Genomic DNA, 16,782 nt, shown 5'->3' with positions numbered 1-16,782 from the left:
TTTGATCCATTTCTGTTTGGATGAGCTGATGGAAAAAAGCCTTTTCCGCTTCATTTGGAAGTATAGTTCGCGCCAGCAGATTTTTATTTTGATGGTCACCGTCCTTACTTACCCGGTGGTCTATTTCCTGCTCGAATTGCCCAAGTTGATTGTCAACGATGCCGTCCAGGGAGATAACTTCCCGCGCGCCGTTCTGGGTTTCGACTTTGACCAGATCCCGTATCTGGTTCTCCTTTGCCTGACATTTCTGGCGCTCGTTGTGGTCTCCAACGGGCTTAAATTTTATCTGAATGTCTATAAGGGCCGCCTGGGTGAGCGCATGTTGCGCCGTCTGCGTTTCGAGCTCTTTCAAAGGGTCTTGAGATTTCGGTTGCCGCATTTCCGGAAAGTGAGTTCCGGCGAGATCATTCCGATGATCACGTCCGAAGTGGAGGATGTTGGCGGTTATATCGGTGAAGCCTTTGCTCTGCCCGCCTACCAGGGCGGTATGCTGATCGTTCAGTTGGGCTTTATCTTCATGCAGGATCCCCTTTTGGGATTGGCCGCGATCAGCTCGTACCCGATCCAGGGCTACATCATCCCGATGCTGCAGAAGAAAGTCATTCTTCTCTCTCGCAAACGGGTGAAGAACGTTCGCTTGATCGCAGACAAGGTCGGCGAGAGCATCACCGGTGTTGCAGAGATCCACGCCAATGATGCTGCAGCCTGGCATTCGGCGGACCTTTCCGACCGTCTCTATGAGAACTTCAAGATCCGATATGAGATCTTTAACCGGAAGTTTCTCATCAAGTTCCTGAACAACTTCATGAACCAGCTGACGCCGTTCTTCTTCTACCTGATCGGCGGGTATCTGGTCATTCAGGGCAACCTGAGTATAGGTGCTTTGCTGGCCGTGATCGCCGCCTACAAGGATCTGGCAGGACCATGGAAGCTGCTGCTGTCCTTCTATCAGATGACGGCTGATGTCAGCGTCAAGTACCAGACCGTTGTCGAGAATTTCGACCCGCCGGACATCTATGACACCGAGCGCCTGACCGATGACGATCAGGTTGAATTGTCGGGTGATGTGAAGTTTGAAAGTGTCAGCTTCTCCGGCGGTGCGGCCGGTCAGGAAGTCATGGATATCTCGCTGACGGTCCCTGCGAACAGCACATGCGCGATTGTCGGGCCCGACGGGTCAGGTCGTTCAGAAGTGCTGCAACTTGCGGCTGGCCTGGTTTCGGCCTCTTCGGGCAAAGTCAGCATCGGCGAGCATGACCTCGACAAATTGACCGATTCGACGCTTGGCCGCGAAATCGCCTATGTCGGCGGTGCTGTTCACGTTTGGACCGGCACGATCCGGGACAATCTTTATTATGGTTTGCGTCACCGTCCTCTTGTGCCGCCCGAGCGGGAAGGGGAAGACCTCAAGAATTACAAGCGTAGGGTCAACGAAGCCAACCAGACGCGCAATCCGGTCTATGACCTAGCAGCAGACTGGGACGACCTGTCCGCAGCTGGCGTTGACGACGAGGAGCAACTCGACGCCAAGGCGCTGCAATTGCTTGAAGCGGTTAAACTCGACAAGGATATTTATCGGCTCGGTTTGCAATCGCGCTTTGATCCTTCCATGAACGACGCCTTTGCAGACAAGATCCTGAATGTGCGCAAAAACCTGGCTGGCCGCATTGCCAGCGAACCCGCGTTGGGTGGTTTGGTCGAGCTCTGGCACAAGGATCGTTTCAACGCCAGCGCAAGTCTGGCCGACAACCTGTTCTTTGCCGTACCTTCAGATCCGGATATCACCATGGACGAGGTGCCCGACCTCGAAGAGGTGAAATCGTTCCTGGCCGACACCGGGTTTGATGTCAAACTGCAGCAGATTGGCCTGAAGATCGCCGAAACCATGCTGGAGCTGTTCTCCAATGTTTCTGGCGACAGTGGTCTTCTGGGGTCCTATTCCTTCATCAATCAGGATGATCTGCCCGAGTTTGAAAGGATTGTGAGGATCGCGAAGTCTGGGCACCAGCGTCCGGGTCTGACAGAAGCGGACAAATCTCGTCTGACCGGATTGGCATTCAAGCTCGTCCCCGCAAGACACCGTCTTGGCGTTATGGACGACAGCTTGAAGGATGAAGTTGTGGCGGCCCGCAAGCGGTTCCTGGAGGGCGTCGTCAAGAACAGCGATGGGTTCGTCGCGTTCGATCCTGACGTTTATTTGCCGCCGCTCACAATCGAAGACAACTTGCTGTTCGGTCGCGCGAGGGTTGACCGCAGGGACGCCCGACGGCGCATCGACGACGTTATCCGTGCCATTGTGGAAGAGACGGGACTGCGCCATCCGATCATATATGCCGGCTTCGGCTACCATGTGGGCGTTTCGGGTTCGCGGCTGTCAGCGGGCCAGCGCAGGCGTATCGCATTGGTTAGAGGTCTACTGAAGAACGCAAAAATCACCATATTGGATGATATTGCTACAGGTATGACAGATGACGACAAAGAATTGCGCAGTGGTTTGCGGGGAATACTAGCCGGGAAAACGTTCTTGTTCGGTACATCGAACATGGATATTGCCGGTGAATTTGAAAAGCGCTTCGTTTTGGATCAGGGACGTATTGCAGACAAAGGGTAGGACAATGGCGGAAAACACGGTAAGGCCGCGAAGCAGCGGCCCAAAATGCCGGGGAGGAGAACATGACACTAGAAACTGAAGTCGAAGCCCTTCGCAAGGTTCCGCTATTCCACGGTATTGACGAGACCAAGCTGCGTCTCCTTGCCTTCATTAGCGATCGGACCGAGTATCCGGAAGGAGAGCGTCTTTGCTCCCAGGGTGAAGAAGGTGACTGCGCCTTTATCATCTTGTCCGGCGACGCGAATGTCCTGGTCCAGACCCCGGAAGGCGAAAAGAAAGTCGCTCAGGTGTCGGAAAACTCCATCGTCGGTGAAATTGCTATTTTGTGTGATGTTCCCAGAACAGCGACACTTGTCGCAGCCAACAACATGGACGTGCTTACTGTCTCAAAAGATGATTTCTTGAAACTCTTGCAAGAATTTCCGGATATATCGCTGGAGGTGATGCGGACGCTTGCGCTTCGTCTTGAGCGCACGACCCGTGACCTTGCGGATGCGCGCAGGGGGTCCTCCGGTGGTTAGGGAGTAACACGTGGCTGAGGAATTTTCGCTTCGATGCTGGGGAGTCAGAGGCTCTACTCCAACGCCGGGTTCGAGCACTCTCCGGTATGGCGGCGAGACGGCGTCTTTCGAAATCCACGCGGGAGACGCGCTCGTCCTCGTTGACTGCGGATCAGGCGCACGAAACCTCGGCATGGAGCTTCTCAAAGGGAAACATCGCCGTTTCGATCTTCTGTTCACGCACACGCATCTCGACCACATCTGCGGTCTGCCGTTTTTCAAGCCTGCTTATGACCCGAGTTTTGAAGTGACTGCCTGGGCCGGCCATTTTCAGGATGAAACAAGCCTTGTCGATATCGTCAGCAGGATCATGTCACCGCCGATCTTTCCGGTCGCAGCCAAGACGCTGAAAGCCGTCGAATTCAAATCGTTCACTGCAGGCGACAACATCCCGCGTGAAGACGATCTGGTCATTCGGACCACGAAACTGAACCATCCGGGCGGTGCCTGCGGCTATCGGTTTGACTATCATGATAAGTCGATCTGTATCATCACGGACCACGAACATGGCGATCCTGAAATCGACGCGGCATTGCCTGATTTCGTGCGTGGCGCCGACATCATGATCTACGATGCCATGTTCACGGATAGTGAATATGTTTCCTTCAAGGGCTGGGGACACTCGACGTGGGAAAAGGCTGTCCAGCTGGCCAAGGACGGTGATGTGAAGACGCCTGTCCTGTTCCATCACGATCCGCGCCGTTCTGATGATGAGCTCGATGAAATCGGGCTTGCTGCACAAAACAGCTATCCAGGTATGCTGGTTGCTAGTGAAGGCATGGTGCTGCGGCCCTAGAGCACATCCATTCAATGATCCAGCACTAGATGGATGTGCTCTGGTTCGCTGCGCCTTGCTTCTTTGAACCGCCAAACTAAAAAGGGCGGCCCAAACGGCCGCCAAAAAAATAATACGTGCTAAACTATTGATCGCCTGCCGACTACAGGAGTGCGGGAATTCCTTGATTGCACCCGGAATTCAGACGCTCTCAACTTCCAAACACGTTGAGAACGAATGACCTTTGCGATCAAAAGTTGTTTACAGGGTGTATACATTAAGTGCATGGTCCATTTGGGCTAAGCGTGCCGGATTTTTTACTGACCGCACGTGAGAAATGCCGAATTGACGTCGCGTATGTGAGAACCTTGGGGGGCAAAGGTGGTCATTTCTGCGGAAAAATTCCTGCATTTGTACAATCTTGCGGTGGCTGCTGCAATGGACCCGGTTTGCTGGCAGTCTTTTCTCGATGAAATGGGAACAGTGCAAGGCACGCGCATCTGCACACAACTGATTGGCTTCGATCAGCTGACCAAGGTTGCACCGCTGGCATTTGCCTCGGGCTATGATCCGGGGATCCTTGAATTATACGAAGCGCACTATTCGGATAAGAACCCTTATGCGGCCCATTTCACCAAATGCGCTGTTGGAGATACCATTTCCTCTGACGAGATGATTGTCCCTTGCGAACTCAAAAGAACATCCTTTTATGCGGATCTTCTGCAGCCCATGGAAGACATTTGGGGCGGTGGGGGTGCCATGCTGGCCAACGACGCCGACCGCATGTTTCTGATCGGCGGCAACATAAGGGAAAAGGATCGGGCGAAGTATGAAAGCGACTGGCTTGAGCTCTGCAGGGATCTGGCGCCGATCATTCGGCAGTCGCTTGAAATCAATCGGACGATCGCAGGCTTGTCGTTTGAGAAGTGGGCCGCCGAACAGCACAGGCTCGGTTCGCGGACTGCCATACTGCTTGTTGATGCCGGCAGAAGGATCCACTACGCGAGCAGCGAAGCTCAGGAACTGCTCTCCGAAGGCAGTGTCATCGAGGCAGCATTTGGCGAGCGGGTCCGGTTTTGCTCAGATGCAATCCAATTTGAATTCAGTCATATGGCCCAACTTCAAGGCAATGGCCGGCAGGCGCCTTTTGGGAGTTGGAACTTTAAGGATCCAAAAGGTCAAGGCTGGACGTGCCGGGCAATGTCTGTGCGGCTTGATGAATTGGACAGAACGCCGTTCAGGGCATTTGTTTCCAAGAACAATCCGGCTCTTCTGGTCGCAATCAAACCTGAAACAGACATGGAAACACTGCAGCGACAGGTTCAAGATTGTTTTGACCTCAGCAAGACTGAAGCAACTGCTGCCGTGATGTTGGCAAATGGACAATCCATCAAGCAGATTGCCACAAACCGGAGCGTCAGCGTTCATACCGTGCGCAATCAGATCAAGGCAGCCTTGTCGAAGTCAGGGTGCCATCGACAGAGCGAACTTGTCTGCAAGATCGAGCATTTGCGCCTGAGTGGCAGTGTGTGACCGGTCCACAGCTCTTCACTTTGACTCACATTCCCGAAGGTCTTATTGCGCGTCGCAGCATATAAGTGGAAACTCCGAGGCCTTGGATTGAAGGGTCAACATGAGCTCACTTTCGGACAAAATGCGATACATATTGCGTGGCGGGCCGCCGGAATCCGGCATTCCTGACCGTGTGCGCGCCGAAATCCGTGCTCATGAAGCCTCCTCGGAGCGCCTGATCAGTTGGGTGCAGCTGGGTCTAGTGCTGTTTTTTTCGACGCTCTACATCATCGCGCCGCGTGCGGAGGGGTCGGCCGGATTTAATTTTGTGCCGATTGCGCTCGGCGCGTACTTCCTGTTCACGATCTTTCGATTGCTGCTGTCGTACCGGTTCGAGCTTCCACAGTGGTATCTGCTGATCTCCATTGGTGTCGACATGGCGCTGCTGGTCGGGCTCATTTTTTCGTTTCACATTCAGTACGACCAGCATCCGGCGTTTTATCTCAAGACGCCGACACTCATGTATGTTTTCATTTTCATTGGTTTGAGAGCTCTTCGTTTTGATCCGCGCTTTGTATTGACCACCGGCCTTGTCGCCGTTTCCGGTTGGCTTGGCCTGGTATTCTATGCCGCCTTTGCAGACATGGACTCCATGCGGGTCACCCGAAACTATGTGGAATACCTGACCGGAAACTCGATCTTGGTGGGCGCGGAGCTGGACAAGACCATGGTGATCTTAGCCGTCACCGTCATCCTGTCGGTTGCGCTCTATCGGGGACGCTCAATGCTGTTCGAGGCAACGCGCGATCACGCTGCGGCCATGGACTTACGGCGTTTCTTCGCGCCTGAAGTTGCCGCGTCTATTACAGATGCCAATACAGAGCTTCAGGCGGGAGAAGGCAACCTGCGTGAGGCGGCGATCCTCTATGCGGACATCCGCGGCTTTACGTCGGTGTCATCTTCTCTTCCTCCAGAAGCGGTTTTAAAGGTGCTTGCCGAATATCAGAACCTGGCGGTTGAAGTGATCAATCAGGCCGGGGGCCGGGTCGACAAATTTTTGGGAGACGGCATTCTGGCGACCTTTGGAGCGGTACAGCCTTCGGAGAGTTTTGCAGCCGATGCACTAGTAGCTGCAACCACGCTTGTGGAAAGCGTCAGGTCAGATCAACAGCGCTTCCGCACCGCGGGCTGGCCTGGAACTCTGACGATTGGCACAGCGGTTGCTGCCGGTCCGGTGACGGTCGGCGTCATTGGTTCAAAAAACAGGTTGGAATTCACCGTTATCGGCGATGCCGTCAACCGCGCGGCAAAGATGGAAGACGCCAACAAGGCGCAATTGACAAAAGCGCTGACAGACAAAAGCACCTGGGAACTGGCACAGAGCCAGGGGTATCAGAGCCCGGATGCGGAAATTCGTTGTGATACCGTCGTATCGGGTGTCTTGAAGCCGCTGGATCTTGTTGTGTTGGCGCGTTGAAGCAAGTCGCGGCGTTCCTGTCTCCTTCATACTGATTGTCCGCGGAAATGCTTGACCGGAGAGCATTTCTCGGTCACTTTGGCGCGTAAATTGACCATATCGTCAATAGAGTAAATTAAATTCATTGTTTTCAATGAATTATGATTTGGGAGAGCAAGGTGAAATTGGATTCCTCACTGGCCGCTGTTGTTACAGGCGGTGCATCCGGGCTCGGTGCCGCGACGGCGCGCATGCTTGCAGCCGAAGGCGTCAAAGTGGCTCTCTTCGATCGCAATACTGAACAAGGCGAGGATATGGCTGCTGATGTTGGCGGCTTGTTCGTCAATGTTGATGTGACGGATCAGGTGAGTGTGGAACAGGGATTTGCAAAAGCCCGTGAAGCACATGGTCAGGAACGTATCCTTGTCAATTGCGCCGGTATTGCTCCGGTCGCCAAGACCACGTCACGTGGTGAGCCGCATCCCATCGACATGTTTGAAAAGGTGATTGGCGTCAATCTGGTCGGTTCTTTCCGCTGTTTGTCTCTGGCAGCCACCGGAATGGCTGATCTGGAGCCTGTGACGCCCGACGGCGGACGCGGTGTGATTGTCTCGACGGCCTCGGTCGCCGCGTTTGACGGTCAGATAGGTCAGGTTGCCTATGCAGCGTCGAAAGCCGGTGTCGCAGGCATGACGCTCCCGGTGGCGCGCGATCTGTCAAAGTCCGGCATTCGCGTGATGACGATAGCTCCCGGCATATTCGAAACGCCGATGCTGCTCGGACTGTCCCAGGAGGTTCAGGACAGCTTGGGTCAGCAGGTGCCGTTTCCCTCGCGGCTTGGCAAGGCGTCGGAATATGCCAAGCTTGTAAAATCGATCTGCGAAAACGACATGCTCAACGGCGAGACCATCCGTCTGGATGGTGCAATTCGCATGGCGCCGCGTTAGGGCGCGAACCTGGAATTTTGTACGATCCTGTCCCTGTCGATCCGAAGGATGCCGATCAGGTCCTGAGTTGCAGCGTCAAAGCCTTTGCGCCATTCAGCAAACATGGCCTGCAGGCTTTTCCCGCAAATCTCCGCCTGATTGACGCCTGAGAGTGTGATTTTAAGGATCCGCACCCTGGACGTGACCTGTGGAAGCGCTTCAGGTTGCGGCTTTCCACTGCAAGATCTTCAGTTGGCTTGTTTTTTTAACACGGTCGGTTCAGTTTCCACTTTAATGTGACGCAGCGTTGCCGGACTTTTCCCGGCGCCCTGGTACGCACGGGAGAAACCAATGGCCGAAAACGCGCACGAATTAGCGCCCCATCACCTACCTTTTTTTATTCCAGCTGCTGACGGTAGCGACCAGATGATGACGAGTGTCCTCATCGGTCTGATCGTCATTGTGGTGCTTCTTGGCACTTTTTACCTGTATCTGCATTCATTGCCTGAACGCCTTGCCCACAAGCACGGCCGCATTCAATTCGAACTTGTTGCGGTGCTTGGGTTGTTGGCGCTGTTCACCCATAACCAGATATTCTGGGTTGCTGCGCTCGTTCTGGCTTTCGTGCAGATGCCTGACTTCATGACACCACTGGAATCGATAGCAAACTCGATGAGCAAACTCGCGAAGCGTTCTGGAAATGGGTCCTGTGAACCAGCACAGGAGAACCCGGAACCATTTGAAACGACCGTTGCGTCTGAGGCAGCGCCTTCTCAACCTGTAACGGATCCCGGACCGGCAATGGCAACACAAGCAGCTGCCGATGCTCCGGTTGTTCAAACAGAAAAGCAGGAGGACAAATAATGTTCGAGACGCTTTTCAGTGCGATGATTACAATTCTTCCTGACTACCTGTTTCGCAGATATGTGCAGGGCAAACGAATTGGTCATGAAATCACACTCTATTCGGTCTGGTATGAGCTGAGATTTGGCATCGTGACATGCCTGATGCTCACGATCACCCTGATCACTTTGATCTTTTACTACCACCCAACAGCAACAAGCGCGGTGTCGACATTCCGCACAATTCCCATCCTGCCGGAAGCGTCCGGTCGGGTCGAAGAGATATTCGTTCCCAACGAACTTGAGACGGAGATCAAGGCTGGTGCACCAATCTTCAAGTTGGACAGCAGTCGGCAGGAAGCCGATGTCGTAACCGCGAAGCAGCAGGTTGAGGAGATCAAGGGTGAAATCGCCCTGGCAGAGGGCGAGCTTGCGGTCGCGTCCGCACAGGTTGACCAGGCTGTAGCTTCATTGAAACAGGCCCAGGACGAGCTTGATACACGACAGGAATTGTTCGAACGCAATGCGAATGTCGTCAGTGAGCGTGACCTGGAAAAGCTGCAGAACACGGTTGATTCCCGCACGGGTGCACTCGAGGCTGCGAAAGCAAACAAGGACCTTGCTGAAACCAAGATCAACGTTGCGCTTCCCGCAAAGCTTTCAAGCGCAGAGGCAAAGCTTGAAGAAGCTGAAGTCGAATTGGGGAAAATGACCGTTTATGCCGGTGTCGACGGCATGGTCACCCAATTCGTGCTGCGTCCCGGCGAGATCGTCAATCCTTTGATGCGCCCGGCGGGAATCCTCATTCCCCACGATTCAGTGCAGGAGCGGATTGTTGCCGGTTTCGGGCAGGTCGAGGCTCAGGTCATCAAACGGGGAATGGTTGCTGAAGCTTTTTGTCCCGCCGTTCCATTCACCATCATCCCGTTGGTCGTGGCTGATGTTCAGTCTGAAATTGCTGCTGGTCAGGTCAGCACGGGTAGCCAGCTTGTGGATGCGACCAAGGCGTCGGAAACATCGACCGTTACAGCGATCCTTGAGCCCTTGTATGAAGGCGGCCTCGACAAGCTGCCACCGGGCGCAAGTTGTGAAGTGAATGCCTATACCAGCAATCACGACAGGCTTCTGGAGGACAAGGACTTGACGACAGCGCAGTATGTTTTCCTGCATGTGGTCGACACTGTTGGACTGGTGCATGCCATCATTTTGCGCAGTCAGGCTATCCAGTACCCGATCAGAACACTTGTACTGTCTGGGCACTAAACAGGCAGTCCGGATCGGGCGGCTCTCGCCGCCCGATCCCGGTCCTGGGCGTCAGCTGGAATAGCTGACGATTTCAAATTCGATACCGTCATCATCGTCGAAATAGAAGCGGCGGCCCGGTTCGTAGTCACCGTGATTGTGGGTCTTGTAACCTCCAGCCTTTATGCGCTCTTCCGTGGCATCCAAGTCGTCCACGACAACGGCAATGTGGTTGAGGCCGCCGTGGCGGGAATAGCTGCTTTCCTTCACCGCCTCTGTCGTGTGCGCAGGTGTATAGGCCGCCACATAACTGGTTTCGTTGCCTATGTGATAGGTGGTGCCACCGTCTTTCGCTGCACCTTTCCAGCGAACTTTCCATCCAAACCACGTTTCAAGCCGCTTTGCGGTCGCTTCCGGATCGCTCACGGTGACGTTCACATGTTCCAAAAAGGGGGTGCTCATCTGGTGTCCTTTCTCAGATTGACTTGATCGGGACACTGGAGATAATTCCTCAAGTTAAGTTGAGGTCAAGAGAGAAAAGAGAAAAATTGAATAGGGTTATGCGAGGAAGTGATCTTCTCAGTATTGGTGAACTTGCGAGCAGAACCGGTCTCTCGGTGTCGGCGATCCGGTTTTACGAGGAAAAGGGACTGGTACATCCCGTGAGAAATGAAGGTGGGCAAAGGCGATTCTTGCGCGCGGATATCCGAAGGCTGTCCTTTGTCCTGGTTGCACAGGAATTCGGTTTTTCAATTGGAGAAATCGCTGGTCAGCTGAAACGGCTACCAGAGGGCAGGGCGCCAACAAAGGCAGATTGGACACGTATCGGAAGGGACTTTCGCCGGCACCTGGATGATCGGATTGAGCGCATGACGACGTTGAGGGACAAGTTGGATGCATGTATCGGATGTGGGTGCCTGTCGATGAAGTCATGCCAGCTTTACAACGCCGGTGATGCCGCGTCCCGACATGGCCGGGGACCGCGTTATCTCCTTGGAGATCTGCCTGATCCCGATGTCATTGAGAGAGCCGCCGGCCTGAACCGACCCGGCCGGCAGAAAAAATAATTTGGCATCAGTGTTTCTCTGGCGGGCTAAAGACATTTCTTTGGCCTTATCAACGCTTTGAGGGGCGGCCATGCTGCGTCCCACAACTCCAAATCACCGTTGTAATCCATCTGTCATCTGCCCGTCATCGCTCTGTCACGTGGACCCATTTAATGCGTGGTGTGCGCAACGATGCGTTTCACTTTAGCCATCCGATGGAGAGCCACTATGGATCATATCAACAAGGACGATCTTTCCTGGGACGAATGGGACGAAATGGTTCGTCCTACCTCTGAAACGACAGATTTCGACAAGGTCGTCGAATCCGGTCTTTCTCGGCGCGGTTTTCTCGGGGGCCTGGTGGCATTCGGGTCCGGCGCCGCCGTCATGGGCCTTGGCACTGGTGCGAGCCTCATGAATTCCACCTCCGCAAGGGCACAGGATGCCGGACGCTTCGCATTCAGCCCGGTTGGCATTGCGACCGACAGCACGGTTCATGTTCCTGAAGGTTACACATGGGACATTCTGGTGAAATGGGGAGACAAGCTCGTTTCTGACGCGCATGATTTCTCGCATGAAGCCGGTGTCCCGATCAGTTCTTCTGACAAGGTTTTCGGTGAAAACACTGATGGCATGGAGCTTTTTGCCATCGGCGACAAGCAGATCATCGCGGTGAACAGCGAGTATGTGAACCCGAAGATCAATCTGCCGCATACCGAAGATGGCACACCGCAAACGGCGGAAGATGTCCGCATGCTTCAAAACTTCCAAGGCGTTACCGTAATGGAAGTGGAAGAAGGCGAAAATGGCTGGCGCGTGGTCGTCGACAGCCCGTTCAACCGCCGCATCACGCACAACACGGAAATGGCGATTTCCGGTCCGGCTGCTGGTCATGATCTATTGAAGACGGAGGCCGATCCGACTGGAACCCGGTCTCTCGGAACCTTCAACAATTGCGGTGCAGGCAAGACGCCGTGGGGCACTTATCTGACCTGCGAGGAAAACTTCAACGGCTATTTCGGGTCCACAGATCCTGAGATTGAGCTTCCCGAAGACTTCAAACGTTATGGTATTGCAGCGGAAAGCCGCTATTCCTACGAGAAGTTCGATGATCGCTTCGACATTTCCAAAAACATCAACGAGCCGCGCCGTGCTGGCTATATCGTCGAAATTGATCCCTCTGATCCGGCATCAACGCCTGTAAAACGCTCGGCGCTTGGACGTTTCAAACACGAAAATGCGGCTTGTGCGCTGGCACCCAACGGTCAGGTCATCGTCTATATGGGAGATGATGAGCGGGGTGAGTTTCTTTACAAGTTTGTCTCCAACGGCACCTACACACCGGGCGTGCCGACAGACGGCCTTTTGGATGATGGTGTCCTGCACGTTGCCAAATTTGCAGATGACGGAACTGGCGAGTGGATGGCCCTGACCCCGGAAACGACCGAAATGAGTCTTGAGGAAATCTCGGTCTTCACCCGGATGGCCGCTTCCAAGGTGGGGGCGACAACAATGGACCGTCCTGAATGGGTTGCCGTCAATCCGGTTGCCGTTGAAGCGTATTGCGCGCTGACCAACAACAAGAACAGGGGCGTGAAGCCGAATGCCGGCGGTGACGACACCGCGGTTAACGGTCCGAACCCGCGTGAGGAGAACAACTTCGGCCAGATCGTCCGTTGGTATCCCGAAAACGATGATCATGCAGATACCAAATTCAAATGGGATCTTTATGTTATGGCCGGGAACCCGGATGTCCATGCCGGAACCCCATATGCCGGCTCGGACAATGTCAACGCGGGTAACATGTTCAACTCGCCGGACGGCATGATGTTCGACTCTTCCGGTCTCTTGTGGATACAGACTGACGGAAACTACAAGAATGAGGGCGACTTTGCCGGCATGGGCAACAACCAGATGCTGGTTGGCGATCCGGTTACCGGCCAGATCGAGCGCTTCATGACTGTTCCTTATGGATCTGAAGTCACTGGAATTACATGGTCGGCCGACCGGCGTACGCTCTTTGTCGGCGTGCAGCACCCAGCAGCACCGTTCCCTGACGGTGAAGGCAAATTGGCTCGCTCGTCCGTCATCGCGGTAAAGCGTGCAGACAATGCGCTGATCGGCTAGCGCCGGACAAACTCAGCGTGAAAAAGAAGCGCGCCGGAAACCGGCGCGCTTTTGTTTCTCGTACCAGAGGTACTCTCCTTATCGATTGTTCAGTTGTGAACGGACACGCTTTAAACCCAGCTGAGTAATACGATATGGTCCACTGTTCTTGGATGCGATAAGGCGCTTGTATTTGAGTTTGCGGAAAAGTCGCAAAGAGCACCCGCCCCAATACCATCCGTCCCGCGTAACCGTTTCCTGATTGAGAATATGACCGTGCTCGTCCTTTCCACGAGAATACAGCCACCTTGAGCCAGCAGGTGAAGAACCCGCTGCTCGGCTTTCGAAATGTCCATTGAAGTGAGAAGCCTGAATTTTGATGCAGTTAGTCAGTCACTGCCGCAAAACGCCTGCAGTGCTGGTGTGCATGACCCCGGCAAAGATCAGCCGGGGATTACCGGGACTCTGAAAATCCGCGCATAAAACCTCTCAATTGGAAGCTTGCGCCTAGCACGCCATGCCGCTCAAGACAATCAGGAGCTCAAGTCGGAATTGAAAGAAGGGCCGGATTTGATGCAGCTGTTGCAAATCAGCAATCAGATCAGCTGCTTTCGGCAGGCCAGTAGCCGCTTTCTGGATCTCTGGAAACGACAACTGCGTTGACTTCTGCCGCTCCGCATTTGGCGCAAGTCAAACCGCTGCTAAGATCGGAGACCTTTTGAGAACCGGAAAATTTTGAGATCTTCAAGTAGCGAAAACGACCGCAATAGTCGCACCGAATGCCAAGCCGCTTGTCAGACTGAGCCAAGGTGTCAATAGTGGGATCGTCGGCGTCGACGGTAGCGCGCAATGCCATGGTAACAAACTTGTCTAGCTGAAAATCTGCATGGGATCGGTAAAAATCCGGATATTCAAGGTAGCACACTGTGTTGGTTTAGAAAAGTTGCCACTTGCTCCACTTTGGTGATCCAAATGGATTACTAATGCAATTTACGTTGGAGTTTGCCCAATATCTGGTCCGGGGTTCATGCGACTATTTGAGTTTTGTTCGGTTCTGCCTCGAAGTCTCCCGGAATCAAGTCTTCTAGCACCGAATAAGGTGTGTTGGGATGTAATGGATGCCTTGACTTGAGGCACGTAAATGATTGCAACTATAACAGGCAAATGCTGTGGGTTCCGAGACGCCATTGATGACCATGCACACTCAGCTCGGCGTTGGACCGGAAGGTTCGTTGTCAGATGAGTGTTGACCAGAATGGATATATTGGTGTGGTGGGAGATCAGCCCTTCCAAACAGACTTCCACTCTTTGTTGCAAGAAGTGCGGGACAGGTTTTCTCCCCAGACCCTTACGTTAGTCCACAGCGTCTATATCTACGGAAGTATTGCGACTGGAAAGGCTGTTGCGGGTCGATCCGATCTGGATCTGACATTGATCCTGAACAAAGCGCCATCGAAGCACGACAGTGACCTAATCGAAAGCAAGAGGCGAAATTATGAGATTGCCAATCCCATTGTAAGTAAAGTCGATTTCGGTATCGGATTTCTTGAGGACATTGTGTCGGCGGATGCAAGTTTGGCGTGGCGTTATTGGCTCAAACAGCATTGTCGGTGCATCGCAGGCGAGGACCTGGCTGAAGACATCCTGCTGTTCCGGCCGTCTCGGTCGCTTGCCCTTGAGGTGAACGGCGATTTTGAACAGGTGCTGGGAAAAAATCACCGCTTGCTCCTTGTCTCTAGACCGGCGTCCAACAACGGCAGGCTCGTGAGAGAGGCCTCGCGCAAATTGATACGTTCAACCAATATCCTCAGGAAAGATCGGGACATCGATTGGCCAGACACGCTTGAGGAGCATGTCGCCCGCTTTCAGGGCCTTTTTCCAGATCATCGCGACGAACTGCAATATTTTTTTCAGCAGGCCCGGGAACCCGTAGCGGAGCCTGAGTATTTTGCAGGACGGCTCGAAGCATTCGTGGGTTGGATGAGTGGTGTTTTGCACAATCGCGCTCAACAACGGCTTTGTAATGCTTGGCCGGGCTACGCGGCAGGTCGCTCAGTTTTTATAAGCGCCTCGTTTAGCGGTCTCGGGTCATATCATCTCAATGGGCACACGACGCCATCCCTGCTTCGATCCTTTCGGCAGTGTTTACCGGCGTTTGGTGTACAAAGAGGTTCTTCGCTCAACCGAGTGAAACTCAACAAATCACGACGGAGTAAGGTCTGTGGGAATCCTGTCGGGATCGTATCTTCGTCCGTAAGTGGCCTGACCAAAGCTTGCCGCGGCAACCAGACCTAACAGCGCGAAAATGATAAGACCGGGGCGCACGAACCATTGTGCATCGGCTCGCATGTTCATCCAGAGAAATACAAAGAGTGCGACATCGATACCAGCGCTGACGGCGAACACCGTCCACCCTTTGGCTGGAGAACCGTTTGCGGTCCCCCGCAAAAACCGGATGTTTCTTTTATGCCCCGGGGCCAGACAACGATGCAGGTGACGCAGGAATTCAAGATATGTCCGAGCGCGGATCGTGTCGGGTGCGCCGGTCGCAAATGCCCCGCTGACCTTTACTGACATGCCGTCAGTAAACTTAATCAGGGCTCGGCCTGCAGGATCGGCGATCTTCGGCTTTTCCGCCCAGAGCCTGATTTCTATGACCTCGGCAAGCGGTCGCGCGTCACGGACCGGGTCCTTGCCCCAGACAAGGCGCATATCATCTGTAATGCGCAATTCCAGATCGCGCGACGTCGGTTCTCCGTCAACTGATGTAAATAATGAATAACAATTCATGGACATGACACTAACCAGCTCTGCGGCAAGGATAAGATCTGTTCAGAAAATTGCGCCAACAAATAGCAAATTAGAAATCTTCGTTACGAACGGCTTTAGCAAAGCACTCGACGAAGGGTGATCTTGGCGGCCCATATTTGCCTTGAGACGCCTGAAACATTGAAGAATGAATGTGTTGCCAGTTTTCGCTTGAAATCCAAGGTCTTTGTATACGAGATGCCTCTCGCTTTTTTTGACAGGCGGAAGTAAGAGGAGCACATGACAATGCTATCAGACACTTGGTTCGACCTGCTCGGTCTGTCAGGCCTGCTTAATCCGTTTGCACTTCTGATTGGAGGGTATCTTGGATGGCGCGCAGATCGCACTGGCAAATTGTGGATCGCTGGTTTTGCCGCCGCAGCACTCTCCTTGATACTTGAGGCCGCAGTCGGAATGCTTCAGATACCGCTGCCGGTCTCGCAGGACGCCGGCGCGCTGGCCATGTTTCCGTTCCGCTTTGTCGGTGGTGCCCTAGCCGGTGCACTCACTTATTGGATCGGCAGGCATCGTCAAAGGAGCTGAGCGGAACTCAGTCGTCCAGCCAGCTGTTGAAAAGATGCGCATTCGGGCATTCGGACAGGGCTTTGTCAGCACCGTCAGTGTGCTTATCCAGCCAGTTTTTGCATTTTTCAGTCTCCGAGCAATTGATACATCGGAATGCAGCAGACCGGATTGCAATTTCGCTCGGGGGGCCAGCGGGTATCTTCTTCATAGCGCCGATGGTTTCCAGCATTCTTCCCATCAGGTCAGCGCGTTCGTTCAAACGGTCCATCCAGTTCACGCTTTTGTCTCCTTCTGCCGGGACTCGTAGCGGACATTTGCCGCTTATTGTTCTTGAGGCCGGGCGGTGGCAGGCGCAGACCGGCAAGTTGGCAAA

The 16,782-nt window shown here is 53.8% G+C and carries 16 protein-coding genes and 1 pseudogene; 12 read left to right on the top strand and 5 right to left on the bottom strand.

The features are described from left to right. The first annotated feature begins 28 nt into the window (after window positions 1-28). The 6 genes from ACZ1HV_RS06445 to ACZ1HV_RS06420 all read left to right on the top strand — a co-directional run bounded on the left by ACZ1HV_RS06445 (window position 29) and on the right by ACZ1HV_RS06420 (window position 7,861). Window positions 29-2,611 (top strand): ATP-binding cassette domain-containing protein, encoded by a 2,583-nt coding sequence (locus ACZ1HV_RS06445; RefSeq protein WP_298816030.1) that lies wholly within the window; start codon window positions 29-31, stop codon window positions 2,609-2,611. A gap of 62 nt (window positions 2,612-2,673) precedes the next feature. Continuing rightward, window positions 2,674-3,132, top strand: coding sequence for a cyclic nucleotide-binding domain-containing protein (locus ACZ1HV_RS06440; protein WP_152502590.1), 459 nt, complete (start codon window positions 2,674-2,676; stop codon window positions 3,130-3,132). A 10-nt stretch (window positions 3,133-3,142) separates the two neighbouring features. Next, entirely contained in the window at window positions 3,143-3,967 is an 825-nt protein-coding gene (locus ACZ1HV_RS06435) for an MBL fold metallo-hydrolase (RefSeq protein ID WP_298816033.1), read from the top strand. 360 nt (window positions 3,968-4,327) lie between these two features. Continuing rightward, window positions 4,328-5,479 (top strand): helix-turn-helix transcriptional regulator, encoded by a 1,152-nt coding sequence (locus ACZ1HV_RS06430; RefSeq protein ID WP_472717633.1) that lies wholly within the window; start codon window positions 4,328-4,330, stop codon window positions 5,477-5,479. Between the two features lie 100 nt (window positions 5,480-5,579). Beyond that, window positions 5,580-6,935 (top strand): adenylate/guanylate cyclase domain-containing protein, encoded by a 1,356-nt coding sequence (locus ACZ1HV_RS06425; RefSeq protein WP_472717632.1) that lies wholly within the window; start codon window positions 5,580-5,582, stop codon window positions 6,933-6,935. A 158-nt stretch (window positions 6,936-7,093) separates the two neighbouring features. After that, window positions 7,094-7,861 carry an SDR family NAD(P)-dependent oxidoreductase gene (locus ACZ1HV_RS06420; protein WP_298816040.1) on the top strand — a complete coding sequence of 256 codons (768 nt, stop codon included), beginning with the start codon at window positions 7,094-7,096 and terminating at the stop codon, window positions 7,859-7,861. Here ACZ1HV_RS06420 and ACZ1HV_RS06415 read toward each other — a convergent pair. After that, window positions 7,858-8,034 (bottom strand): hypothetical protein, encoded by a 177-nt coding sequence (locus ACZ1HV_RS06415; RefSeq protein ID WP_298958211.1) that lies wholly within the window; start codon window positions 8,032-8,034, stop codon window positions 7,858-7,860. The genes ACZ1HV_RS06420 and ACZ1HV_RS06415 overlap by 4 nt on opposite strands. Window positions 8,035-8,191: 157 nt before the next feature. Here ACZ1HV_RS06415 and ACZ1HV_RS06410 point away from each other — a divergent pair, with 157 nt between their 5' ends. Beyond that, window positions 8,192-8,704, top strand: a complete 513-nt coding sequence (locus ACZ1HV_RS06410) for a hypothetical protein (RefSeq protein WP_472717631.1) — start codon at window positions 8,192-8,194, stop codon at window positions 8,702-8,704. Next, the gene (locus ACZ1HV_RS06405; protein WP_298816043.1) at window positions 8,704-9,945 is read left to right on the top strand and encodes an HlyD family secretion protein; all 1,242 of its coding nucleotides are present in this window, start codon (window positions 8,704-8,706) and stop codon (window positions 9,943-9,945) included. Before ACZ1HV_RS06410 ends, ACZ1HV_RS06405 begins: the two co-directional genes overlap by 1 nt. 51 nt (window positions 9,946-9,996) lie before the next feature. Here ACZ1HV_RS06405 and ACZ1HV_RS06400 read toward each other — a convergent pair whose 3' ends face one another. Continuing rightward, window positions 9,997-10,386 (bottom strand): VOC family protein, encoded by a 390-nt coding sequence (locus tag ACZ1HV_RS06400; protein ID WP_298983326.1) that lies wholly within the window; start codon window positions 10,384-10,386, stop codon window positions 9,997-9,999. 98 nt (window positions 10,387-10,484) lie between these two features. On the opposite strand from ACZ1HV_RS06400, the gene soxR reads away from it, so the two are divergent. Together soxR and ACZ1HV_RS06390 are read left to right on the top strand one after the other, a co-directional pair. Beyond that, on the top strand, window positions 10,485-10,991 hold the full coding sequence (gene soxR, locus ACZ1HV_RS06395; RefSeq protein WP_298816045.1) for a redox-sensitive transcriptional activator SoxR: 507 nt from the start codon (window positions 10,485-10,487) through the stop codon (window positions 10,989-10,991). A 207-nt stretch (window positions 10,992-11,198) separates the two neighbouring features. Next, window positions 11,199-13,097, top strand: a complete 1,899-nt coding sequence (locus tag ACZ1HV_RS06390; RefSeq protein WP_472717630.1) for a PhoX family protein — start codon at window positions 11,199-11,201, stop codon at window positions 13,095-13,097. A gap of 78 nt (window positions 13,098-13,175) precedes the next feature. Here the strand turns inward: ACZ1HV_RS06390 and ACZ1HV_RS06385 are convergent. Next, a pseudogene (locus ACZ1HV_RS06385) lies at window positions 13,176-13,432 on the bottom strand (YjhX family toxin). An 883-nt stretch (window positions 13,433-14,315) separates the two neighbouring features. On the opposite strand from ACZ1HV_RS06385, the gene ACZ1HV_RS06380 reads away from it, so the two are divergent. Beyond that, a complete protein-coding gene (locus ACZ1HV_RS06380; protein ID WP_472717629.1) occupies window positions 14,316-15,371 on the top strand; it encodes a nucleotidyltransferase domain-containing protein in 1,056 nt (351 codons plus the stop codon). Here the strand turns inward: ACZ1HV_RS06380 and ACZ1HV_RS06375 are convergent. After that, window positions 15,279-15,872 carry a hypothetical protein gene (locus tag ACZ1HV_RS06375; RefSeq protein ID WP_298816071.1) on the bottom strand — a complete coding sequence of 198 codons (594 nt, stop codon included), beginning with the start codon at window positions 15,870-15,872 and terminating at the stop codon, window positions 15,279-15,281. The two genes, ACZ1HV_RS06380 and ACZ1HV_RS06375, sit on opposite strands and share 93 nt — an antisense overlap. A 252-nt stretch (window positions 15,873-16,124) precedes the next feature. Between ACZ1HV_RS06375 and ACZ1HV_RS06370 the strand changes: the two genes are divergently transcribed. Next, window positions 16,125-16,427: a phosphatidylglycerophosphatase gene (locus ACZ1HV_RS06370; protein WP_298816073.1), complete on the top strand. Its 303-nt coding sequence runs from the start codon at window positions 16,125-16,127 to the stop codon at window positions 16,425-16,427. 7 nt (window positions 16,428-16,434) lie between these two features. Here ACZ1HV_RS06370 and ACZ1HV_RS06365 read toward each other — a convergent pair whose 3' ends face one another. Beyond that, on the bottom strand, window positions 16,435-16,677 hold the full coding sequence (locus tag ACZ1HV_RS06365; RefSeq protein WP_298816339.1) for a DUF6455 family protein: 243 nt from the start codon (window positions 16,675-16,677) through the stop codon (window positions 16,435-16,437). Window positions 16,678-16,782 lie beyond the last annotated feature (105 nt).

The organism is Roseibium sp. JB4-4, from assembly GCF_055693425.1.
This window is presented reverse-complemented; position numbering and strand designations above follow the sequence as displayed.